The 22341-nt window shown below is 41.2% G+C and carries 21 protein-coding genes; 17 read left to right on the top strand and 4 right to left on the bottom strand.

Annotation, left to right across the window (positions count from 1 at the left end; translation table 11 throughout):
* Window positions 1–77 precede the first annotated feature (77 nt).
* The 7 genes from MHH63_RS13895 to MHH63_RS13865 all read left to right on the top strand — a co-directional run bounded on the left by MHH63_RS13895 (window position 78) and on the right by MHH63_RS13865 (window position 5705).
* Window positions 78–593, top strand: coding sequence for a GNAT family N-acetyltransferase (locus MHH63_RS13895; RefSeq protein ID WP_341171681.1), 516 nt, complete (start codon window positions 78–80; stop codon window positions 591–593).
* Between the two features lie 30 nt (window positions 594–623).
* A complete protein-coding gene (locus MHH63_RS13890; protein WP_076219092.1) occupies window positions 624–860 on the top strand; it encodes a DUF3977 family protein in 237 nt (78 codons plus the stop codon).
* Between the two features lie 116 nt (window positions 861–976).
* On the top strand, window positions 977–2365 hold the full coding sequence (locus tag MHH63_RS13885) for a serine hydrolase domain-containing protein (RefSeq protein WP_076305070.1): 1389 nt from the start codon (window positions 977–979) through the stop codon (window positions 2363–2365).
* A 1-nt stretch (window position 2366) separates the two neighbouring features.
* Window positions 2367–3056: a hypothetical protein gene (locus MHH63_RS13880; protein ID WP_076302003.1), complete on the top strand. Its 690-nt coding sequence runs from the start codon at window positions 2367–2369 to the stop codon at window positions 3054–3056.
* A 99-nt stretch (window positions 3057–3155) separates the two neighbouring features.
* The gene (locus MHH63_RS13875; RefSeq protein WP_341171680.1) at window positions 3156–4217 is read left to right on the top strand and encodes a CHAP domain-containing protein; all 1062 of its coding nucleotides are present in this window, start codon (window positions 3156–3158) and stop codon (window positions 4215–4217) included.
* 288 nt (window positions 4218–4505) lie between these two features.
* Window positions 4506–4904, top strand: coding sequence for an RrF2 family transcriptional regulator (locus MHH63_RS13870; protein ID WP_076306767.1), 399 nt, complete (start codon window positions 4506–4508; stop codon window positions 4902–4904).
* A 108-nt stretch (window positions 4905–5012) separates the two neighbouring features.
* On the top strand, window positions 5013–5705 hold the full coding sequence (locus MHH63_RS13865) for a class I SAM-dependent methyltransferase (protein WP_445321758.1): 693 nt from the start codon (window positions 5013–5015) through the stop codon (window positions 5703–5705).
* 336 nt (window positions 5706–6041) lie between these two features.
* Here the strand turns inward: MHH63_RS13865 and MHH63_RS13860 are convergent, their stop codons facing one another.
* Window positions 6042–6950 carry an aldo/keto reductase gene (locus MHH63_RS13860; protein WP_076302005.1) on the bottom strand — a complete coding sequence of 303 codons (909 nt, stop codon included), beginning with the start codon at window positions 6948–6950 and terminating at the stop codon, window positions 6042–6044.
* Between the two features lie 161 nt (window positions 6951–7111).
* Here MHH63_RS13860 and msrA point away from each other — a divergent pair, with 161 nt between their 5' ends.
* From msrA to MHH63_RS13840, 4 genes are all read left to right on the top strand, one after another.
* The gene (gene msrA / locus MHH63_RS13855) at window positions 7112–7624 is read left to right on the top strand and encodes a peptide-methionine (S)-S-oxide reductase MsrA (RefSeq protein ID WP_076302006.1); all 513 of its coding nucleotides are present in this window, start codon (window positions 7112–7114) and stop codon (window positions 7622–7624) included.
* Window positions 7625–7793: 169 nt separating this feature from the next.
* Window positions 7794–8984 (top strand): ArsR family transcriptional regulator, encoded by a 1191-nt coding sequence (locus MHH63_RS13850; RefSeq protein WP_076302007.1) that lies wholly within the window; start codon window positions 7794–7796, stop codon window positions 8982–8984.
* A gap of 98 nt (window positions 8985–9082) precedes the next feature.
* Window positions 9083–9790 (top strand): response regulator transcription factor, encoded by a 708-nt coding sequence (locus MHH63_RS13845; protein WP_179089399.1) that lies wholly within the window; start codon window positions 9083–9085, stop codon window positions 9788–9790.
* Entirely contained in the window at window positions 9787–11184 is a 1398-nt protein-coding gene (locus tag MHH63_RS13840; RefSeq protein ID WP_339248636.1) for a sensor histidine kinase, read from the top strand. Before MHH63_RS13845 ends, MHH63_RS13840 begins: the two co-directional genes overlap by 4 nt.
* 60 nt (window positions 11185–11244) lie before the next feature.
* On the opposite strand, the gene MHH63_RS13835 is transcribed toward MHH63_RS13840, so the two are convergent.
* Complete coding sequence (locus MHH63_RS13835) at window positions 11245–11793, bottom strand: PadR family transcriptional regulator (RefSeq protein WP_076302009.1); 549 nt, start codon at window positions 11791–11793, stop codon at window positions 11245–11247.
* Between the two features lie 153 nt (window positions 11794–11946).
* Between MHH63_RS13835 and MHH63_RS13830 the strand changes: the two genes are divergently transcribed.
* A complete protein-coding gene (locus tag MHH63_RS13830; RefSeq protein ID WP_076302010.1) occupies window positions 11947–13395 on the top strand; it encodes an MDR family MFS transporter in 1449 nt (482 codons plus the stop codon).
* Between the two features lie 78 nt (window positions 13396–13473).
* Here MHH63_RS13830 and MHH63_RS13825 read toward each other — a convergent pair whose 3' ends face one another.
* Window positions 13474–13968 (bottom strand): DUF6803 family protein, encoded by a 495-nt coding sequence (locus tag MHH63_RS13825; protein WP_076129365.1) that lies wholly within the window; start codon window positions 13966–13968, stop codon window positions 13474–13476.
* 129 nt (window positions 13969–14097) lie between these two features.
* On the opposite strand from MHH63_RS13825, the gene MHH63_RS13820 reads away from it, so the two are divergent.
* Entirely contained in the window at window positions 14098–14778 is a 681-nt protein-coding gene (locus tag MHH63_RS13820; protein WP_076129366.1) for an HAD family hydrolase, read from the top strand.
* Between the two features lie 5 nt (window positions 14779–14783).
* On the top strand, window positions 14784–15371 hold the full coding sequence (locus tag MHH63_RS13815; RefSeq protein ID WP_254848863.1) for a GNAT family N-acetyltransferase: 588 nt from the start codon (window positions 14784–14786) through the stop codon (window positions 15369–15371).
* A 685-nt stretch (window positions 15372–16056) separates the two neighbouring features.
* Here the strand turns inward: MHH63_RS13815 and MHH63_RS13810 are convergent.
* The gene (locus tag MHH63_RS13810) at window positions 16057–17109 is read right to left on the bottom strand and encodes a 2,3-butanediol dehydrogenase (protein WP_076129368.1); all 1053 of its coding nucleotides are present in this window, start codon (window positions 17107–17109) and stop codon (window positions 16057–16059) included.
* 316 nt (window positions 17110–17425) lie between these two features.
* Here MHH63_RS13810 and MHH63_RS13805 point away from each other — a divergent pair, with 316 nt between their 5' ends.
* The 3 genes from MHH63_RS13805 (at window position 17426) to MHH63_RS13795 (ending at window position 22255) form a co-directional block, all read left to right on the top strand.
* The gene (locus MHH63_RS13805) at window positions 17426–18448 is read left to right on the top strand and encodes a LacI family DNA-binding transcriptional regulator (RefSeq protein ID WP_076185862.1); all 1023 of its coding nucleotides are present in this window, start codon (window positions 17426–17428) and stop codon (window positions 18446–18448) included.
* 112 nt (window positions 18449–18560) lie between these two features.
* The gene (cysK, locus tag MHH63_RS13800; RefSeq protein ID WP_076129370.1) at window positions 18561–19493 is read left to right on the top strand and encodes a cysteine synthase A; all 933 of its coding nucleotides are present in this window, start codon (window positions 18561–18563) and stop codon (window positions 19491–19493) included.
* Window positions 19494–20722: 1229 nt separating this feature from the next.
* Complete coding sequence (locus MHH63_RS13795; RefSeq protein ID WP_339282085.1) at window positions 20723–22255, top strand: TPM domain-containing protein; 1533 nt, start codon at window positions 20723–20725, stop codon at window positions 22253–22255.
* Window positions 22256–22341 lie beyond the last annotated feature (86 nt).

Here is a 22341-nt window from a genome sequence, read left to right as displayed (position 1 = left end):
TTTTTTACCAGATTAATCCTAATTAGTATGTTAATATAGGAATGGACTCATTTAATAAGTTAGGAGGAAATTATATTATGGCCTTACCTTTACAAATCCGTCGAATGACACAAAACGATATTGATATTATACATATGGGGTTATCTGAGCATGACGTAAGCCAACCTCTTGATTATGTCCAACGTTGTTGGCAAGAAAATCAAAATGAAAAGCGAGTTACACTTTTAGCTTTTTGTGAAAATGAGTTTGTTGGATGGGGACATGTGGTATACAGGTCGGAATATCCTTATTTTGCAGAGAATAATATACCTGAAATTCAAAACTTTGACGTCATCCCGCCATTTAGGAAACGTAGGGTAGGAAGTGTATTAATTGAAGCTCTTGAAAAAGATGCTTTTACTATATCTAATACTATTGGTATTGGATTTGGATTATACGCTGACTATGGAACCGCACAACGGATGTATATAAAGCGTGGTTTTATCCCTGATGGGCGAGGAATCATGTACGATAATAAGCCTATTGAGCCTGGGGCACATGTTTGTGTGGACGATGATCTCTGCCTTTATCTTATAAAAACTATTGAGCAATAAAAGCAGCTCTTGTACGGGGGGAGATAGATTCTGAAGTATATCGAATTTGGTATCGGCAATACATGGCTTATTAGAACTGAAACGGAGTTAGAGGATGGAACGGAATATGAAGAAAAAGGCATAGTGACACCGGTAAAGTTCCGCTCGTTATATTTTAGGATTTGGATTGGCAAAACTGTAATCATTCTAGACTTAAAACAAGGCTTGAAAATATGTAAGAAGAGTCGTAAAACGTTGAAGATTATTTTTGGTATAACAAGTCTTTAGGTTAAGTATGACAAGGTTGCCGTCTAAATGAACAAATGGAGGAGACCTGACACGAGACTTAGTGCTCTACCTGAGAATTATTAAAAACTCAAAATATAACGACAAGCGAGGTTTAAATGGATAATCCAGAGAATTTGACCCAAGCGCTGTCTAAGTTTTATGAAGAACTTGAACGATCTGATTTACCGGTTAATACTTTTATGCTATTACGTAAGGGAGAAGTTATTACCGAGTTTTATCGTCAACCGTACCGCAAAAACGTTCCCCAGGTTTTATTTTCTCTAAGTAAGAGCTTTACATCTATTGCAGCAGGCATAGCATGGGATAACGGTTATTTTGAATTAACGGATAAAGTGGTTTCTTTTTTCCCGGATCAGCTTCCTAGCTCAATTTCACCTAATTTAGAGAAGATGACGATACATCATCTTCTTTCCATGAATACAGGACATAACAATAGTATCTATGGTGCGATAGCCAAGCAAAATGATTGGGTTCGTGCCTTTTTAGCTTTGGACGTAGAAGATGAACCGGGAAGTTATTACAATTACAATACACACGCCACTTATATGGTTTCGGCTATTATCGAAAAGACGACTGGAGAAAATCTTGTTGATTTTTTAATGCCAAGATTATTTACGCCATTGGACATAGAAAGACCAGAATGGGAGACTTGCCCGTTAGGAATTGTTGCTGGTGGAATGGGACTAAGCATACCAACAGATGGAATCGCGAAATTTGGCCAGATGCTCCTCAATCAAGGGGTTTACAATAGTCGTAGAATTGTTTCGAAAGATTATTTAAAGCTGGCGCTAAATGAACAAAGCGATAATCGTTGGGGACAAAATAAGGCTGACTGGTCAAACGGATATGGTTATCAGTTCTTTATGTGCAGGAATGGATGTAAGATGGGGAATGGAGCTTTTGGTCAATTGTGTTTCATTGATCCGAGTCAAGAGATTGTGATTGCTGCAACTTCAAGTTTTACCGAGATGAAGAAGTTACAGGATTTTTTAGATATCATATATGCAAAATTACTGAACTTTGATTGGCCAACGGTTGCATCTAACATTATAAAACCTCCTACATTTACCTCCTTAGTAAACAGGATAGTTAAAGTAGATTATAGATCGTACAGTGGAATTTATATCTTTGAAGATAATAAGCATAAAATCAAAGAATTAACACTGAAGTTTGAAGATGAGCACCTTAGTTTTTCTTTACTTTACGACGATCATTTAGATGAATTTCCGTTCGATTTTTTAAGGCCTACCCATGCAAAAAGTTTATTTATTAAAGACTTATCCCTTAGTGAGCAGGAAGTTTGTACATCTGCAAGCTGGCAATATGATGATTCCAAATTAATCCTCACGGTAAATTACATTGAAACCCCTTACGTAGTTGATTACACTTTGAGTTTTAGCGGTAAAAAAATTGAACTGCATATGCATAGGAATCTTTCCTTAGAGGATAGAGAAGACATAACTGTTATTGGTTGGGAGGGATGAAATGACCAAGGGTAAAGGTTGGATAGCTGTTTTATTTTTGCTGTTTTCTTTAGTTTTTGTGGGAATCACACATCAGGGTACTATGTTTGGGGATTACCTCTTCAGAACCATTGGAATTCCGCCTTGGAGCGAACCTGCGACAAACCATGGTTTACATTATTCAGCAATATTCGGGATCATTTTGTTAATTTTCAGTGGGAGTTTAACTATAAAGCACTTTAGACAGTGTTATAAAAAATATGTAGGCAGAACCGTTTTGCTTGCTATCATCATTTTCATTATATTATATCCATTTCTAACAGAACGATTGTATTATCTTGTGAATATGAACAATGATGGAATTGAAGTTGTGGATTTTCTGGAAAAAGATTCGCACTGTATGTACGGTACTCAAGAGGATATTGTGCAGGTTCAATGTACAATCAGGCTAATCAACTATGGCGGGCAAAATGAAACCGTTATGATCCGTCCAATCTTTCGAGAGTACGGTAATCCTCAAGGGATCTGGTCATTCGCAGAGGTTCAGCCGCAAGAGATTACCTTGTTACCAAGATCTAATATTAAACATAACATTCACTTTGAGAGTAAGTCTGACGCTCGGATTGCTGAATTCGGGGCGAACGGTAATACCGATTATTTTGGTGTGGAGTTCGTCAAGGATGGACATAAAAAGGAAGTCATTAGGGACTGAATTAATAAAAAGATTCATGTCAGTATTAGTTTTGATATTATTACAGCTGAGTAGTAACGGAAGGGAAGGTTTCCAGTGACTCAACGACTGATAACAAAAGTGAACCAGCGCCTCGATAGTGTGCGTGTGCTGGTTCAAGAAATGATCATGTCTATAGGTAGCGAACAATGGAAACAGGAAGCGTGTGTTCACCTGTACGGAGTGTCTAGTTTCGCTTCATTGCTTGCCATGAAAAGAGAACAAAATCAGGAATTGGCAGCCATTATAGGACTGCTTCATAATTATTATTTCTTCAAAACCGGAGTCAAGGAATTTCCAGGTCCCAACAGTGCTGATACCGTAAGGCCTTTATTAAGAGACTTGAATATGTTTACCAAAGAAGAGCTGACTCAAATTCTAAAGGCAATCTTCCATCAAGGGGACAGGAATAAAGTTCAGGGTCCCTATGAAGAGATTCTAAAGGATGCTCAAGTTCTACAATCATATTATCAGAATAGGAATTGTATCTTAATGCCTCAGGACAATACTAGACTTCGGAATTTACTTCGTGAAATGACGATTCCAGAGGATTTTTTGGAAGAGATAGATTACAGTAGCGGGGCTGAAGTTCTCCAGCCTACGGATAAACGAGGTAAGTTAGCTAATATTGCTGAAACATTTGGAAAAGAAAACATTGTTGGAATACCAGGAAACGAACGATATCAAGAAATCTGTAAATATTGGCCTGACCAAGGGATTTATAAAGTATTACAAAATAATTGGTGCGCAGCATTTGTATATTACTGCTGCATGCAAGCTGGATTTCTGCTGCCGATTCGATATCCGAATGCTGATTTTCGATTAGCTGGCGTAGGGGCTTGGTTAGAGTGGGCGCAACTACCTGAGACCGCATTTTTTTATTTTGACGGGCAAGAGGGGTTTACTCCTCAGCGTGGTGATATTGTGATTTATGAAAAATTGCTAACTAATGACCCTCACGATCATACAGGTATTGTTTTAGCATGCGATGACAAGGAGATCTTAGTTGCTGAAGGAAATAGGGATAATCAGAATTATTCCAGTGTTTTCTACAGAGATCGCTGGCATTGCGTATATGGCTATATCCGTATCGCTAATGACTATGAATTTGAGTTTAATGGTGAGTATACTCCAATTAGTTGAGGGGAGTTCATTCGGATGATCACAGTTAAGAATATTATGGCTGAGTATTTATTAATGTCTAACCCTAATTTTGAATTGTTTTCAGAACAAGCTCTGGAAAAAAAATACGCTGCAACAGCAAAAACATCTATATAAAACTCCGGTTTTTATCGTTACTTTTGAAGCAAAAAATGAGCCAGCTTGGGACAAAGATTCTTGAGCTTCTTCTCTTTTAAAAAGCGAACAAACTTGCCTTTTAGCAATGTTAGAGTTATCATAGATTTCTAAAGTCGTTAATGGAGGTGCTGAATGAAATATTCCCAAGCGACAGATTATGCACTTCATGCAATGCTCTATATGGTGACGGTGGCGTCTGATAAGCCGGTGGGTGTTCAATTGCTTGCTGAGAAGTTAGGTGTTTCCCAAACCTATCTGTCCAAAATGATGACTAAGCTAGTGAAGGCTGGATTGATTCAATCTGCACCTGGTGCTAATGGCGGTTATCGTCTCAGACGCAAGTCGGAAGAAATCTCTTTTTTGGATATTATCCATGCAATCGAAGGAACGGCTTCCTTTTTTGAATGCAGTCTAGATCACGGAAGTGAATGTCTGATTCAACAGGTTGTGATTGACGCTGAGCGACAGATGGAGCAGTACTTAGAGAACACGAAAATTGCAGATTTGGCAAAAACGATGAAGGCGGAGTAAAGATCCGTTCTTTTTTCGGGGTTATTAGAGACAATATAAATCCGTAATGACTTTAATGTGGGTTTTGATACTAAAATGTGAAGTTTAAAACAATGGAGGATGATTACATTGACTGAAGAGCAAAAATTAAATGCCAAGAGGGCAACCTATGAAAAAACCACTCATATTTCGATTCCCTCTTATGATTCATTATTTTCAATGATCCAATCTTATTTTCGCTTCGAATTAGGTGACATCCCTGTATCTATGCTCGTGGTCGGTGCGGGGGGAGGAAATGAATTTTCGGCATGGGGGCCTTCTAACCCAAACTGGACATTTACTGGAGTGGATCCTTCGGAAGATATGCTTAAGATCGCGAAATTAAAGATAGATGAACTGGGCTTAGAGAGCCGTGTCAGTCTGATTTCTGGGACAATTGATGATCTTCCTCAGCAGGACTCAAAGTTCGATGTGGCAAGTTGTATTTTGGTCCTTCATTTCATCCATGATGTTCAAGAAAAATTGAAATTGCTTCGCTCCATAAAGGATAATCTGAAACCGGGTGCTCCATTTGTTCTCGTAAGTGCATATGGAGATTTGGATGATCCTGAACTCCACGACAGAATAAACGTATGGAAAAGCTTTTGGGTTGCAGGGTATGAATCTCCCGAAGCGTTTGATAATGTAAGTAGCAATATTACGAAAATCTCTTTCCTTCCTGAAAAACAAATTGAAGAGTTATTGAAAGAATCAGGCTTCAGGAGAATCACTCGATTTTATTCTACTGGAATTATGGCAGGCTGGATGTGTCACGCGGAGTGACTTGAATACTTTCGGACCCAGATGACGTTATTTGTATATATTTAGGCGTTGGAGCATGATTTCGGACTCCAGTGCTGCTATTCCTTAAATAGAGGGTGATATATGGTGATTATCATGCTCATAGCGACTATGGAGTCCGCGAGCACCCTTAATATAGGAAAAAGTAGCGTATAAGGTCAACTGTGTCCTATAGTGCGATTCATAAGTGTGATTAGTACTTAATTAAACCAAGTTTAAGGATTAGATCAGCGATCAGGTAGCTTCAAAAAGTAGGGGGTGCCCAACAGCCATTGTATGGCTATGGACACCTCATTGTTTTTAACGAAAGTGACTAATCTATACATGAAGCTTGTAACGATTTGCTTTGCTTATCCGCTGAATGTCTGCAAGTTCCTCCGAAGTGAGTGGAGCTACATCAGCAGCCATTACATTGCTTTTTAATTGCTCCAGACTGCTTGCCCCAGGAATAATAACAGCTACAGATGGATTAGCTAGTGGATAATGAAGCGCTGTTTGTGCAAGATTGCGAGAGTCACTAGTTTCCTGCGAAAGCTGATCATGCAAATTCAGAAGTTCCTCACTACTGTAATCTAAGTAATTCTTCTCCGCCTTGCTGCGACCACGCTCTGATAGAATGCCCCCTGCTAGAGGCCCGCGTGCGATCATGCTAATTCCATGCTTTGCTAGCAGAGGAAGGATTTCTTCCTCAGGACGTCGATCTAAAATGCTATATTGGCTCATAACACTTACGATATTTGATTTTTTCACATATTCTCTAATTACATTAGGACGAATAGAAGAGATCCCATAATAGCGGATAAGACCCTCTTGCTTAAGTTCTTCAAAAGCTTCAATCGTTTCGTCAATTGGATCTTCAATAGTGCCGCCATGCAGCTGGTATAGATCGATGTAATCGGTTTGCAGCCGTTTAAGACTATCTTTGACTGCATTTTTAATATAGGCTTTTGAAGGGTCCCAGCTCCAGCCTTCTTGGCCGGGAATTCTGCGGTTGCCAACTTTTGTGGTCAGGATTACATCCTGTCGACGTTGACGAATGGCTTGGCCAATAATTTCTTCATTACGGCCCTCATCATAAAGATCTGCTGTATCAACAAAATTGATTCCTTGATCGAGTGCTTCATGAACAATGGAAATGGCTTTCGCCTCATCCGTACCCAAAGACATACAGCCAAGTCCTATCTCACTTACATACAAATCGGATTGTCCTAAACGATTTTTTCTCATAGCGCATTCCTTTCTACTTCTGTTGTTGTTATATTATAACGTTTTGGAGAATTGAATTCTAATGGTGCTTCGGACTTCCATTGACTTTATGATCTTTTGGCTTTATCGTCATAGCATATATTCTTAATTAGATGAAGATAGATAGGGAGAGATTGGATCATATGGAACAAGCGATGTTTGCAGGCGGATGTTTTTGGTGCATGGTGACACCGTTTGAGGAATTACCAGGCATTCATGGAATTGTATCGGGATATGCGGGAGGGATAACTGAGAATCCAACCTACGAAGAAGTCAAAACCGGAACAACGGGGCATTACGAGGTTGTGCAGATTACGTTTGATCCAGCGCTTTTTTCATACGAGAAGCTGCTTGAATTATATTGGCCTCAGATTGACCCTACCGATGATGGTGGGCAATTCCAGGATCGAGGAACTCAGTACCGGACAGCGATCTTCTATTATAATGAAGAACAGCGTTTAGCAGCTCTTGCCTCGAAGGAACAGGTTGCGGTCAGTGGCAGATTCTCCGGTCCAGTCGTTACGGAAATTCTTCCGGCGCCAACTTTTTATCGTGCAGAAGAGTACCATCAGGATTATCATCATAAGAATCCCAAGCACTACAAAGAAGATCGGGAGCAATCCGGTCGGGATACTTTTATCGCTAAACACTGGTAAGTGTTGAAAAAACTTTAAACCAAGAGCATCCTGAGTCATTCATGGCTTACGGGATGCTCTTTTTGCATTATATACAAATTTTATTTATTTTAAATTCTACATACTTTCCACACATTTGTAGACTAAACTACTCTAAATCAAGCGAGAACATCATACAGGAGGGTTTAGGATGAAAAAAATCATACCATTTGTTGCCGTTAGTTTGCTTTTGAGTACAGTGTTAACAAGCTGCCAATCAGGCAATAATGTTCCATCTAAGGTTAATTCGCAAGCTAGTTCTGCAACGGTGGAGCAACCATGGATAGCTACGAAGAATACTACTCGTATTAACACTTCAGATCCGATTCAAGCCGCAGTGTTAGTTTCTCAGACTTTATGGACTGCGCAAACAAAGAATAATAGACCTTCAAGTGTAGTTTTGACGGATGTGAGTAATTGGCAGATCGCCGCAGTTAGTGCAGATTTGATTCATCATCCCAGTAATGGGCCTGTACTGTATACTACAAAAGAAGGGGTTCCTGAGGTTACTCTCGCTGAACTTAAGCGACTGAATCCAATAGGTGCTGAAGGCAATAAAGGGGTTCAGGTAGTGCTTGTTGGGCCTATGGCATCCAATGTCGAACAACAATTAAAGGCCATTGATTTAAAAGTAGACCGGATAGAAGGGGATGAGCCAGCGGCAGTAGCTCAGGCTATAGATACTTATTACGCCAAAGCAGCGGGTGAACTTCCAAAGTCGGTCATTATTGGTTCTATGGATAGCCCTGAGTACACGTTGCCAGCAGTGAATTGGATCGCACATATGCCTGAACCTCTTCTCTTTGTAACCAAAGACGAAATTCCTAACTCAACGGTCGAGGCTTTAAAAGAACGTGGAGGTAGCGCAACCATTTACATCCTAGGACCAGAAGACATTGTCTCAGCAGATGTAGAAAAGCAATTAAAAGAATACGGAACAGTTCTCCGTATAGCTGGAGAAGATGTTTTTAAGAACGCTATAGCTTTTGCAAGTTTTAAGGATGCCAATAACGGATTCGGCTGGGGAATCAATACACCCGGTCATAACCTGTCTTTGTTAACCACGGATTCAACGATGCTCGCTATCGCCGCTGCGCCTTTTTCTCATTTGGGGAAACATGCGCCGCTTATTTTTACGGAAAAAGACGGGCTGCCAGATTCAGTAATGGAGTATATGATGGAGCTTCAACCTAAATTTCAAGATTCACCAGCAGAAGGTCCTTACAATCATGCTTGGATAAGTGGGGATAACCTTACAATAAATGAGCGAGCACAAAGTGAAATCGATGACATGCTAGAAATCTCACCTGCTGCAGGAGGCAATCCGCATTCCGGTCACTAACCATCATCAGAGGCTGGCATCATTTAGGGATGATGTCGGCTTGTTCTGTGTTTTTTTTGTATAATGAGAAGAACTAGGTCATAAAGAGGGTGAACGGCTTGAATAAGCTACAGATACTGATCGTAGATGATGAATGGAACATGCGGAATTTATTGCGGATTTATTTAAGTAAAGAAGGGATGTCTACAAAAGAGGCGTCAACGGGTCATGAGGCACTCCAACTGTTGAAACAACACAGCTTTGACCTAATCTTGCTGGATGTGATGATGCCGGATATGGATGGCTGGCAGGTCTGCAAGCTGGTGAGGGAGTCAAGCTCTATCCCAATTCTAATGCTAACCGCACGTTCTGAAACCAAGGATAAGGTACGTGGTCTCGGTATAGGCGCAGATGATTATCTTACTAAACCGTTTGAGCCGGAAGAATTAGTGGCTAGGATTTATTCTCTGCTGCGGCGTTCAGCACTTACTTTTGTTCAACAACCTCAGGAAAAGGTGCTCACATACCCTGATTTTAAAATATACCCAGAAGCTAGGGAGGTACATATTCAGGATACATCCATTGAATTCACGCTCAAGGAGTTTGATCTACTGGCCACTTTGGCGCAAAACACTACCCGGGTTTTTACGAGAGAAGAACTGGTGGAGCGATTATGGGGGAATAATTATGAGGGGGAGAATCGTGTTATTGACACTCATATTAAGAATATCCGCGAGAAACTACATAAAGCAGGCCTAGCCTATAATCCGGTTCAGACGGTGTGGGGATTAGGTTATAAATTTCATGCTCCCGGTAATCAGGTATGAAAAATAACATCATCGGACTTAAGCTCGGTTTTGTTATTATGTCTGTTTTTGTGGTTGTTTTGCTTGTTCTTGGAATTACTATAGACCGGATGTTTACAAGCTTCTATTACAACGAGATGCAAAAAGAGACGGAGGAACTCACCTCACATTTTATTGGAATGGCGGAATCGCAGGATAGTTCAAACGAGCAGATGATGAGTACCTTTGCAGAATTTTCGGATGTCAGTATCTTTAATATCTCGAAGGATGGCCATGTGATACTCCACTCGGGTGCACATGATCGTATGGATCGTTCATTCATCCAAGCTTCGGATGTTAGCCGGATTTTCGCTGGGAAAAGTGTTGATTTTGAGTATAAAGATCCTGCTGGATATTCTTATTTTATCATTGGAAAACCAATAATGGAGGGGGATACAACTCAGTCTGCACTTTATGTAATGTCCTCTACAGAGAGTATGAAGCAATCTTTGGCTTCCATCCGGAACCTGCTGCTGATTGCAGGAATAGGGGCTTTTATATTGGCTTTAGGGATCACTGGTGTGATCGCCATGATTTTGTCCAGACCTCTGATCAAGATGCAAAAGGCAACCCGGAAAATCGCGGCTGGCGAGCTGGAAACGAGACTGTCTATACGTAGTAACGATGAGATTGGTTTTTTGGCAGAGGCCATAAATGATCTGGCTGTCGATCTGCAACGATACAGGGATACAAGGCAGGAATTTCTGGCAAATATCTCACATGAGCTGAGAACGCCCATTACATATTTGGAGGGGTACACCAAGGTTATAAAAGATGGACTTTACGAGACCGAAGGGGAAAGAGATCTATACCTGGACATCATTCATCAGGAAGCACATCGGCTCCAGCATCTGGTGGATGATTTATTTGAACTGGCAAAGATGGAGGAAGGAAAGGTTACACTTACCCAAGAGTGGATCGATCTCAGTAAGCTAGCGGAACAAGCCGTGCGCAGAGTTGAACTGAAAGCAAAAGAGAAGGGATTACACCTGAAGCTTCAGCTTAGCGGAGATGCGTATATGATCCGTGGAGATCAAAAACGTATGGAACAGATTATAATGAACCTTCTGGAAAATGCAATTCGTTATACGGATGAAGGCGAGATTATTGTTCATGTGGAATTTGCAGCGGATGCTGCAACTCTAATAGTTGAAGATACAGGAATAGGTATTCCTGAGAAAGAGCTTCCCTATATCTTCGAACGTTTCTACCGGGTAGAGAAATCACGTTCAAGACAATACGGTGGTTCAGGTCTGGGGCTTTCCATTGTTAAAAAGCTGGTGGAATTGCATGGAGGCAAGATTCGAATGATGAGTCAGCCTGGAGCGGGTACTCGTTGCGAGGTGCAACTATTTAATCTATCTAAATCCGAATAAATGTAAGTAAAAAGAGACTTCAGATACAAAATGAGGTCTCTTTTTTGCTTGTTTATAATGTTATTGATTCGACTCAAGCTCTTCAAGTGCCCATTCGCAAAATTGTATAGAGCTCTCCATATCAAGCACACGTTTGTGGATCAGTAAATAACGTCCAAAAGTGGTGGCTTTTAACTCACGAGTCTCACCGCATTCATCACGCAAGACTTCGTTTGCTTTGAGCAAAACCTTGTATCGCTCCAGCTCACTTTTACAAAACTCTGCACGTTTTAGCAATAGGTCCTTGGCTTCTTCCGGGTTGGATAGCCATAAGCTATACAGCTTAAAATGCAGCTCATCCCGCAGCACCGGAGGCTCTGCAGTAGTTTCCACCCATTGCCGCAATTGCTCCAGTCCTGCTTTCGTAATGGAGTATTCTTTTTTATCCGGTTTATCGGTCTGTTCAATGAGCTTAAAGGTGATATAACCTTGCTGCTCCATGCTCATTAATAGAGGGTAGATCTGACTATGTCCAGCACGCCAGAGCGGCTTGATATTCTGAGTTAATTCATATCCAGACAATGAGTTAGCGCTAAGTAAAGCTAGAAGTCCATAAGACAGTGTATTCATTACTATAAAGCCCTCCAGTTATTATAAATCCGTTTTCATTGAATTTTTCGGGCATATGTCATCATTGACATATTGATCGTACGATTATAACATTATTCAAGTCACCTTATATATGTAAAAGTAGACATATAAAAAATAATGAGGAGGGGAAGCATGGAAGAAAATCAAGCAAGCAAAATACATTTTTGGCCGATCATGATTGCCATATTCTTCGGAAATTTCGTCTCTGTCTTAAGTACAACGACGATCAACATTGCTGTTCCTCTTTTAATGGATCATTTCAATACGAGTCTGAACACCATGCAATGGATGGTCACGGGTTTTATGCTGGCGACAGGAGTAACCGCACCACTCGCGGGATATCTCGGAGGAAGATTCAGCTATAAAAGGCTTTATCTTTTCGCCTTGATGGGATTTACCATGTTCTCTTTGCTTTGTGCTTTGGCATGGGATCCAACATCATTAATTGTATTTCGGATGCTTCAGGGTTCGTGCAGCGGTCTCATCATGGCTTGTACGATGACCATCATATTTCAAGTAATACCGGGAGAGCGCAGACCTTTTGCAGTAAGCCTCTGGTCGCTATCCGCGATGGTCGCGCCAGCCATAGGACCAACGTTTAGCGGGTGGCTGCTCCAATATGCCAGCTGGCATTGGTTATTCTTAATTAACATCCCTATTGGAATCATAGCTGTTATTCTAACCCTAACGTTAATTCCATATTATCGAATGAATATTCCGAAGTCATTTGATATTCCTGGTTTCCTTACCGTTGTCCTCGGTAGTTTATCATTATTAACTGCATTTAGCCAAGGCAATAGCTGGGGATGGACTTCGTGGAAAACCTTATCGTTAATCCTTTTGGGAGTTGTGTTGTTAGTTTTGTTTGTTTTGCGCGAGCTGAAGGCGGAGGTACCTCTGCTGAATTTGCGTGTATTCCGTAATCGCCGTTTTACCGCCATGCTAAGTATCTATAGTTTGGTTACGATTGCGATGTATGCCGGAACCTATTTAACCCCTTTGTTCTTACAAACGGTAGAAGGGGCTACAACGCTTAAAACAGGGCTGATTTTATTGCCGTCCTCGATCCTCCTTGCCTTGCTGAGTCCAATCGTAGGTAAGCTGTATCCAAAGTTCGGACCTGTGAAGTTGATTTCTGCGGGTATTTTATTTATATTCATCGGTTTATTCATGCTTAGTCGGCTGCAAACGAACATATCTTATAGCTTTATTATGTGGGCGATGGTCGTTCGTAATCTCGGCATTGGACTAGCCAATGTTCCAAGCAGTACAGCCTCAATGGAGGAAATTCCTGTCGAATGGTCTGGGCATGCTACGTCGATCAACAACTGGGTTCGCAATGTGTTAAGCTCACTTGGGATTGCAGTATTCACCTCACTGCTGTCGAGTAGATCCTTACTCCACTCTAAAGAGTTGATCAGCTCCGGTGCAAGTAATACAGATTCGATACGTTTGCTATCGTTCACGATGGGTGTGAATGATGTTTTTGTGGTAGGTTCCATTATTGTGTTGTTTGGATTTCCACTGATGTTTTTATTACGCAAGAAGCGTACTGTGGTAACTGTACAAAACGCAGGATAACCGGTACGATACAAAAAGCAGATCAAGGTTTTATCCTTGATCTGCTTTTTGTCTTAGATTACGTTTTGTTAATAAACTTTAATGCATCATATCGCCCATTCCACCCATACTCCCTACAATTTCCGGATTAATCATCCCGAATATCATCGCGATATGCGCCACGACCAAGAATCCACTAATAAGCAGAAAATGCAGCTTCATCTTGTGCTCTTCCGATCGTTTACGGGCAATCAGACCAAGATCTAACAAAGCCAGTGGCAATAAGAAGAGTACTCCGCTTAAATAGAAGCCCACGGCTACGATATCAACCCATGTGTGCCATTCCCCATTCACAGACAAAGGAATAAACGCAGTTGGGAACAAGTAGAGGAATACACCTGTGAAATATATCCCTGCGAGTATGCTGCAGACTTTGTTGAAGGATCGTAGTGGGCCTGTTAGATTCTTGGTGAACAAAATAATAAACTCTGTAATGGTAATCGTCTCAGCAAAAATCACGGGGATGGCCATGAATATAATCAAATTCCAAGGCTGGTTGTCCGCTAGCAAAGACATGTAATGCGTCATGTTCATAAGATACTCCTCCGATAATATGTAATAGCTTCAGTTACTTATCGTATTCGAGAAGTATGTGGAAAGTATGTGGAAACGAAGGTATGATAAATATATGCAATAATAACAGTCGAGGGGAGCAAGACAACCGTGGGAAGAGGATTACAAAACATTTTATTTGATTTAGATGGTACTTTAACAGACCCCAAAGAAGGCATCACCAAAAGCGTAGAATACGCTTTGAACAAATTTGATATACAGATCGAGCATTTGGATGAGCTTCTTCCTTACATAGGTCCTCCGTTATATGATTCATTTATCGAGCTGCACCATTTCACTGAGGAACAAGCGCTTCAAGCGGTTGCTTTTTACCGGGAGCGTTACAGTGCCACGGGATTATTTGAGAATATGGTGATTGAAGGTATACCCCAATTGCTGGAGGGACTTAAGATGAATGGATACTCATTGTATGTAGCAACCTCCAAACCGACTGTTTTTGCAGCACAGATTCTTGAGCATTATAAGCTCAATCATTATTTCAAACATATCGGAGGAAGTAATCTGGACGGTACCCGTTCTAAGAAGCAAGAGGTTATTCAGTACGTGCTTGATGAGAATGACATACATCCAGAGGAAGCGGTAATGATAGGAGATCGTAAGCATGATATCATCGGTGCTATTGGCTGTAGTGTTGAATCCATTGGAGTGACTTTTGGTTATGGTCCCAAGGAAGAGCTTGAACAAGCCGGAGCAGACCATATCGCCTTTCGTGTGGAAGAAATTGCAGATATCATTCAGCATATTTCATTGAGAGAACGGTGCACCAAATGAGTGTTATGAATACTGAAATACTTGACGGGAAATCGATTAAGCTGGTTCCAATAGATGAAAGTCATGCAGAAGGATTGGCGAGAGTGTTAAGAAATCCAGACATCTGGGAATTTACCTGGCGAAAAATAACGTCGGACGAGCAGGTGCAAGGATTAATCTCAACAGCTTTAGCGAATCAAAAGAACGGTTCACAAATTACCTTTACTATCATTGATAAAGCAACGGAGCGAATTATCGGAACCACTCGTATTATGCATCCGGATTTGGTTCATCGTAACGCTGAAATTGGATGTACCTGGATCTCACCAGACTATTGGAGAACTAGTGTGAACACAGAAGGCAAGTCGCTGCTGCTACACTATTGTTTTGAAGAACTAAAGCTGATCCGCGTAGAATTTACAGTGGTCGCGAACAACTTGAGGTCACAAAGAGCAGTAGAACGAATAGGGGCGGTTAAAGAAGGGGTTCTGCGTAAGCATAGAATCAAGTCTGACGGATCGATTCATGATAATGTGGTCTTTAGCATATTGGATACCGAATGGCCTGCTGTAAAAGAGAATCTGCATTATCTGATAAATGATAAATACGCATAAGTATAGATGAAGCAAACAAACGGGCTAGGGGCCGTTCCATAGGGAGCTACACTTCATCTATAATTGATGAATCAGAGTGATGACGGAAGCAATTTGTTAAAGCAGAGTGAGCGTTTAATTGTATTTTGTACAACTATAATTCCTTAATTGGTCGGGGCATAGATATAACTGTATTTAGTACATCTATATTCCTCATTTAATTCCTTATAGGTGGATTTTCAGGGTTTTAATTGTACAGAATACAATTAAAACAAGAATAGTTACTTTTGCATACGGAATAAGTGTACAGAATGCAGTTATTTCGCATTTACCCTATATCACTCTCCATTATCTCATTCGAATCCTTTAATTTCGGTACCAGAAGTATACCAAGAGGGAATGACCGGAAGCTACGTTCTGTCTGAAAGGATTTCTTCAAGGCATCAGACTTGCAACTCCTGCTTAGTGAGGATGAATATACTTGGTGGATCAGCGGATGATTAAGCGAGTTAAGCCAGAGCGTATAAGGATTTGCCCATAAATTTGCTTAAACACCCCCCACAGATCAAAAACACCAGGCAGTGATACTCCAATCCCGGAGAATCGCTACCTGGTTTTTTTTAATAACAGAGACCGCTACAAATTCTAGAAAGAGCTGCTTGGAGCAGCGCCTTCTTTTATGATTCAGCCAATAGGCTGCTTATGGTTATTGTTTAGGACTTACAAGGATTTTCACTTGATTTTTTTCTTTCAAAAGAGCCTCAAACCCGTGATCAATCACTTCATTCAGTTTAATTCTCTTAGTAACAAGTTTTTCAGCAGGGAAGTACCCTTGTTCCATCAAGCTAATTACAGCTGGGAAAACATCACGGTAACCAATGATACCAGTTAAGTTGCGTTCTTTAAGTACGATATTGTTTGGAGTAATCGTAGCATCTTTTTCGAAAATACTAACGATCATGATTTGTCCACTCAATTTAGTGGAATTAATGGCTTGGGTTAGAACGGGAGGTACACCTGTCACTTCAAACGCAACATCTACGCCACCATCGGTACGTTTTTGAATTTCTTCGACCACATCATATTGTTTAGGATCGATTACAATACCACCAAGTTCTTCAGCTTTACTCTTACGTTCCTCGGAAAGTTCTACCACATAGATTTCAGCTGCGCCGGATGCTTTCAAAGCTTCAATGACCAGCAAACCGATTGGGCCAGCACCGAATACTACAGCTTTATCTCCAACCTTCAGTTGACTGGAACGAACAGCGTGTAGAGCAACGGCAGAAGGTTCCACCAGAGCACCTTGTTCATAGGATAAGCTGTCTGGAATTTTGTGCACCATATGTTGGTCTGCTGCGACGTATTCTGAGAATCCACCGCCACCACCAGCCAAACCTAGGAAGCCCATTTTTTCACAAAGATTATATTTACCTTGTCGACAAGCCACACATTCACCACATGCAAAAACAGGCTCGACGACGACGCGATCACCAACATTAAACTTGCTAACGCCTTGACCTACTTCTACGATTTGTCCAGAGAATTCATGTCCCATTACGACTGGAGCTTTTTCACCAGTAAGGGGATGATCTGTTCCTTGGGGAATGAAAATAGGGCCGGCTACATATTCGTGAAGATCGCTGCCACAAATTCCGCACCATTCGATTTTGATTTTCACTTTTCCTTCAAGGGCTGCTGGTTCTTCAATCGTTTCTAACCGTAGATCTTTGACGTTATGCCATCTTAATGCTTGCATATCATTCATCTCCTAGATTAATAATTAAATAATAAATAGTATTTTATTTCTGGAAAAGAGGAAACGTTTCCGAGAACAAATATGTCACATAATTTTCATATTGTCAAATTTAAATAATGAAAATATTAATATCGAAAATTAGTGAAATATTTCACTAAAACAGAGTTATATCAAGCCTTTAGGCTCACAGTGGCAGCTGAGATAAGTATTCTTCTATGTACTATTATGTTATAATCTATACATTGGAATTTTGATTTTAGATGAGTGGAATAGAGATAAATACGAAAACGATTCCGGAAATAAGGGGACTATCAGAGTGGCTAATAAAAACAAAGTAACCATAGAGGATGTAGCGAAACGGGCGGGGGTAGGTATTGCTACTGTCTCAAGAGCCATTAATAATTCAGAGGGAATTAGTTCCAAGACTAAGGCGCTAGTACTGCAAGTGATTGAGGAGATGGGTTTCACTCCAAATACCTCTGCGCAAAGCCTCAAAATCCGCCAAACGAAGCAGATTGCTCTGGCCGTTCCTGACATTCGCAACGCAATTATTCCGGATATCGCCTGGTCCGTAGAGCAAGCCGCCAAACAACATAGCTATCGGGTAATTCAAATTAATACTTCTGGCAACCCGCGCACTGAGCTCGAAACGATTCGTGAGGTCAAAAAATTACATGTAGATGGACTCATTATCATGCCTCTTGCTTATCCAAAGACCATGGTAGAGTTAATTAATAAATCGAGTGTTCCGGTCTCCATCATTAACTACGGGAAAAGAATCACAGAAAATGTGAAAGCTGACGTCGTTAGTTTGTCACGTTTTGAAGGACAATTAGTGATGGAGCATTTAATCAATATCGGTCGTTCTAGAATTGCATATGCAGGGGCACAAAAAGATCTTATTGAAGATCGTTATCTTGCTTATCAGCAAGCTTTAAATCAAGTGGATATTTCGCTTGTTTATTTTGGAGAAGACTTTTCCTTGCAAACTGGACTACAAGCCGCTGACTATTTCTACAGCCTGACGCATATGCCAGACGCTATTTATGCAGTGAATGACATGGTGGCCATAGGTATTGTGAATCGGTTTAAAGAATTAGGCGTTCGTGTTCCAGAAGATGTGGCGGTGGTTGGGGTAGATAATAACGCATGGACTACTATCACAACGCCTCAGATTAGTTCAGTTTCCATCATGGGGAATGAAGTGGCACGATTAGCCACACAGCTTCTTTTGCAACGTATTCAGGATAATATTACCGGGGAGTATCAAAGGGTGCAGCTTGATCCGCGATTAATCGTGCGAGAGTCAAGTGTTTCGGTTAGACGTAGTACGAATTAAAGACCTTAAGTTTGCGACTACTAAGAATGAATAGGTTGTAAATCCTTTAAATCCTGCTAGACTTAATACAGAGTAATTTGATTGGAAATTAAGAAATGAGGTGCGGATCATTATGGCTAATATTTATAAGAGCTTAACCGATCTGATCGGAAATACACCGTTATTAGAGATTTCAAAGTATAGTAAAACCCAAAACGTAGAAGCAAGGGTTCTTGCCAAGCTGGAATCTTTTAATCCTGCAGGTAGTGTTAAAGATCGTATTGGATATGCAATGATCAAAGATGCGGAAGAGAGAGGTCTCATTAATAAAGATTCTGTCATTATTGAGCCTACTAGTGGAAACACTGGGATAGGACTTGCTTTTGCAGCTGCTAGCTTAGGGTATTCACTGATCATCGTCCTACCAGATACATTTAGTATTGAACGCCGTAAATTAATGCTGGCATTAGGTGCTGAGCTTGTGTTAACACCGGGAACTGAAGGAATGAGCGGAGCTGTAAGAAAGGCAGAACAATTAGCTGCGGAAATTCCAAATTCATTTATTCCCCAACAATTCAGCAATCCTGCGAACCCGGAAATACACAGAACGACTACAGCAGAGGAGATTTGGCGGGATACCGATGGAGATGTTGATATTTTCATAGCGGGTGTTGGTTCTGGAGGCACTATCTCGGGTGTTGGGAAAGCGTTGAAAGAAAAGAACCCCGCAGTCCAAATTGTCGCCATCGAGCCGTTTGACTCTCCTGTTTTATCAGGAGGCCGTCCTAAGGGACATGGGATTCAGGGCATTGGAGCAAACTTTATTCCTGAGAATTACGATAATGAAGTAGTGGATGAGATTTTTCAGGTGAAAAATGATGATGCCTATAGCGTATCACGTGCACTTGCGCGAACAGAAGGATTGCTGGTGGGTATCTCCTCCGGAGCAGCTGTTTACGCAGCTACACAAATCGCTAAGCGTCCTGAGAATAAGGACAAGACCATCGTGGTGATTCTGCCGGATACCGGTGAACGTTACTTAACCACTACGCTGTTTGATTTTTAACGGAACATGAGCGCTAGATCCAAGGAATTGGCTTTAAAAAGCAAGCAAAAGGTTCAGCTATAGGCTGAGCCTTTTTGTTGTTGGAGTATTGGCTGTATATCTCCAGATAACGGGTATCTCAAGTAACTAAGAAGTTTAAGAGGGATTCAAAAACTCCCATTATTATAAGTAGCTAAGAAGTTCAAGGGGGATTCCAAATCTCCCATTTTGTATAGTAGCCAAGGAAGTTCAGTGTGTTACGGACCGTATTGCAGCTATTTCGCCATTTAATCTCATTTTGCTGCGTTATCGGACTGTATGGCACTTATTGGCCAACTTTTGTGGATAAACAGTGTGGTTTTGAGTAAATAGCTGCAACTGAGTCCGATAGCCTGCCGCAAACGCTCAAATAAACAGAATAACGTCTCCTGAGTCCGATGAATCGGCGAAAAGTATGTTATCCAGCAGGGGGATTCCAAACCTCCAATGTACCTCAAGTAGCTTAGGAAGTTTAAGAGGGATTCCAAAACTCCCATTATTTCAAGTAACTAAGAGAGTTCAGTGTGTTAAGGACCGTATTGCAGCTATTTCAGCATTTCAGCTCATTTTGCCGAGGTATCGGACTGCATAGCACTTATAGGCCAACATTTGCGGATAAGTGGTGTGGTTTTGAGTAAATAGCTGCAACTGAGTCCGATAGCCTGCCGCAAACGCTCGAATGAACAAAATAACGTCTCCTGAGTCCGATCCATCGGCGAAAAGTATGTTATCCAGCAGGGGATTCCAAAACTCCCATTATCTCAAGAAGCTATGGAAGTTCAGTGTGTTACGAACCGTATTGCAGCTATTTCGGCTTTTAATCTCATTTTGCTGCGTTATCGGACTGTATATCACTTATTGGCCAACTTTTGTGGATAAACAGTGTGGTTTTGAGTAAATAGCTGCAACTGAGTCCGATAGCCTGCCGCAAACCCGCAAATGAACAAAATAACGACTCCTGAGTCCGATCCATCGGCGAAAAGTATGTTATCCAGCAGGGGGTTCCAAATCTCCAATGATCTTGAGTGTGATCCATCAACACAACACGATGATTGCCCCTAAAGCGACTTGCACGCCTCAAATCACCCGCCTCACAAACTCTAAGCGTTTTTTCCTGTTGTGTAATTTCCAGTTTAGAATAAAATGGAACTATTCCACTAACCGCGCGTAACCGATAAATAAGAGAGATAATGATAGATCAGGAGGTACATATGAACACGAGAACTCTAAAAATACTGCTACATACCACACTTGCTGCCTTATTGTTAAGTGTATTGCTTTTGCCGGCTGTAAGTTTAGCCAAAACTGCTGTACCTAAGCATACAGGGTCATTTTATGTGAATGATTTTGCGAATGTGATTGACGAGAAAGCAGAGAATTACATGGTGAACTACGGCATTCGATTACATCAGGCTACTGGAGCTCAAGTTGTGCTTGTAACTGTGGATTCTACTGAAGGGGTTTCGATGGAAGAGTATGCAAAATCGCTTTTCAATAGCTGGGGTGTGGGGGCTGCGGATAAAAATAACGGTCTGCTGCTGCTCCTTTCTATAAAAGATGATGATTATTGGGCGGTACAAGGTAAAGGTATAGAGGAATCATTGCCTAACAGTAAGATTAAAGAGATTCTTTCACAATATCTTGAGCCGGATTTCGCAGCTAAAACATACAGTAATGGTGCTAGGAAGACGTATGGAGCTTTTATTCAAGCTATGGGCGGCACTTGGGCAGAAAATGTTGGCACCAAAAATTACGTATCCGATAATGCGGGTGTGCTCAAAAAAGTAACTAAAGACTATCTGAACGATTCCAGCAACAGATATAAAACAACAACCGGAAGTGGAATTTATGTGGTCACCGTAAAAAATGCTGGAGATAAAACATTGCAGGACTATACCTATATGAAGTTTGCTTCGGTAGGTGCGGGTCCTAAGGATGTTATGCTGGTATTGGACATAGGCGGAGACAACTATCATGTTCTACAAGGCAAGGATATCGACAAGGTTTTAACCAATGAGGCTATTAGTAATATTTTAAATACCGTGCTTGAACCCCAATTTGTGAAAAAAGATTACGGAACGGGAGCTACAACGACAGTTAATTCGTTCTACAGCTTCTTGTTAGCGAGAGCGGATCATCCGCAAGGAGTCACAGGAAACAACGGAAACAAAGTTAATCCTGGAACTACAACGAATTCTGGTACTTCCTCTACTACAGCTACAAGTGGAGGTGAGGCGGTTAGTAAAAGCAAGGCTTTTCTAATTTTCTCAGCGATTTTTGGTTCGCTTATCTTATTTGGATTTACTGCTTCACGACGCAATAGATATATAGAAATGTATGGTTTGCCATTTAATCCATATAGCCAAAGGAATATACGCCGTTATGGTCCTTGGCATGGTCAAGCGGATTACGGTTATGGCAGACGCTGGCACAGACGTTATTATCATCACCACCATAGGAATACAAACAATTCGCAATCAAGTTTCTGGGGAAACAGTGGTGGCGGAGGCTCTACTAACGGTGGCGGTGCAGGACGGTATTCCTCAAGCAACGAGAACCATGGTGGTGGAGGTTCCAGCAGTGGTGGAGGAGCAGGAAGACATTCTTCAAGCTCATCCAGCCGCAGCTACTCAGATGATGATGATGATAGAGGCTCATCAGGTGGTGGCGGTTATTCCGGCGGTGGTGGCTCATCAGGTGGCGGCGGTAGCGCTAGCGGCGGCGGGGGAGTAGGAAGACATTAGAATTTGATTAGCTATATGTGAGCAGGTAGCCAAGATATTGGAAACCTGCTCGTTTTTTTGTTTTTGAATGCTGACTATTACTCAAA

The organism is Paenibacillus sp. FSL H3-0310 (assembly GCF_038002785.1).
GTDB lineage: Bacteria > Bacillota > Bacilli > Paenibacillales > Paenibacillaceae > Paenibacillus_AQ > Paenibacillus_AQ odorifer.
This window is presented reverse-complemented; position numbering and strand designations above follow the sequence as displayed.

Coding starts and splice junctions, on each gene's coding strand:
- MHH63_RS13895 (WP_341171681.1), top strand. CDS start 78: ATGGCCTTACCTTTACAAATCCGTCGAATGACACAAAACGATATTGAT.
- MHH63_RS13885 (WP_076305070.1), top strand. CDS start 977: ATGGATAATCCAGAGAATTTGACCCAAGCGCTGTCTAAGTTTTATGAA.
- MHH63_RS13880 (WP_076302003.1), top strand. CDS start 2,367: ATGACCAAGGGTAAAGGTTGGATAGCTGTTTTATTTTTGCTGTTTTCT.
- MHH63_RS13870 (WP_076306767.1), top strand. CDS start 4,506: ATGAAATATTCCCAAGCGACAGATTATGCACTTCATGCAATGCTCTAT.
- MHH63_RS13860 (WP_076302005.1), bottom strand. CDS start 6,950: ATGAGAAAAAATCGTTTAGGACAATCCGATTTGTATGTAAGTGAGATA.
- msrA (WP_076302006.1), top strand. CDS start 7,112: ATGGAACAAGCGATGTTTGCAGGCGGATGTTTTTGGTGCATGGTGACA.
- MHH63_RS13850 (WP_076302007.1), top strand. CDS start 7,794: ATGAAAAAAATCATACCATTTGTTGCCGTTAGTTTGCTTTTGAGTACA.
- MHH63_RS13840 (WP_339248636.1), top strand. CDS start 9,787: ATGAAAAATAACATCATCGGACTTAAGCTCGGTTTTGTTATTATGTCT.
- MHH63_RS13835 (WP_076302009.1), bottom strand. CDS start 11,793: ATGAATACACTGTCTTATGGACTTCTAGCTTTACTTAGCGCTAACTCA.
- MHH63_RS13830 (WP_076302010.1), top strand. CDS start 11,947: ATGGAAGAAAATCAAGCAAGCAAAATACATTTTTGGCCGATCATGATT.
- MHH63_RS13825 (WP_076129365.1), bottom strand. CDS start 13,968: ATGAACATGACGCATTACATGTCTTTGCTAGCGGACAACCAGCCTTGG.
- MHH63_RS13815 (WP_254848863.1), top strand. CDS start 14,784: ATGAATACTGAAATACTTGACGGGAAATCGATTAAGCTGGTTCCAATA.
- MHH63_RS13810 (WP_076129368.1), bottom strand. CDS start 17,109: ATGCAAGCATTAAGATGGCATAACGTCAAAGATCTACGGTTAGAAACG.
- cysK (WP_076129370.1), top strand. CDS start 18,561: ATGGCTAATATTTATAAGAGCTTAACCGATCTGATCGGAAATACACCG.
- MHH63_RS13795 (WP_339282085.1), top strand. CDS start 20,723: ATGAACACGAGAACTCTAAAAATACTGCTACATACCACACTTGCTGCC.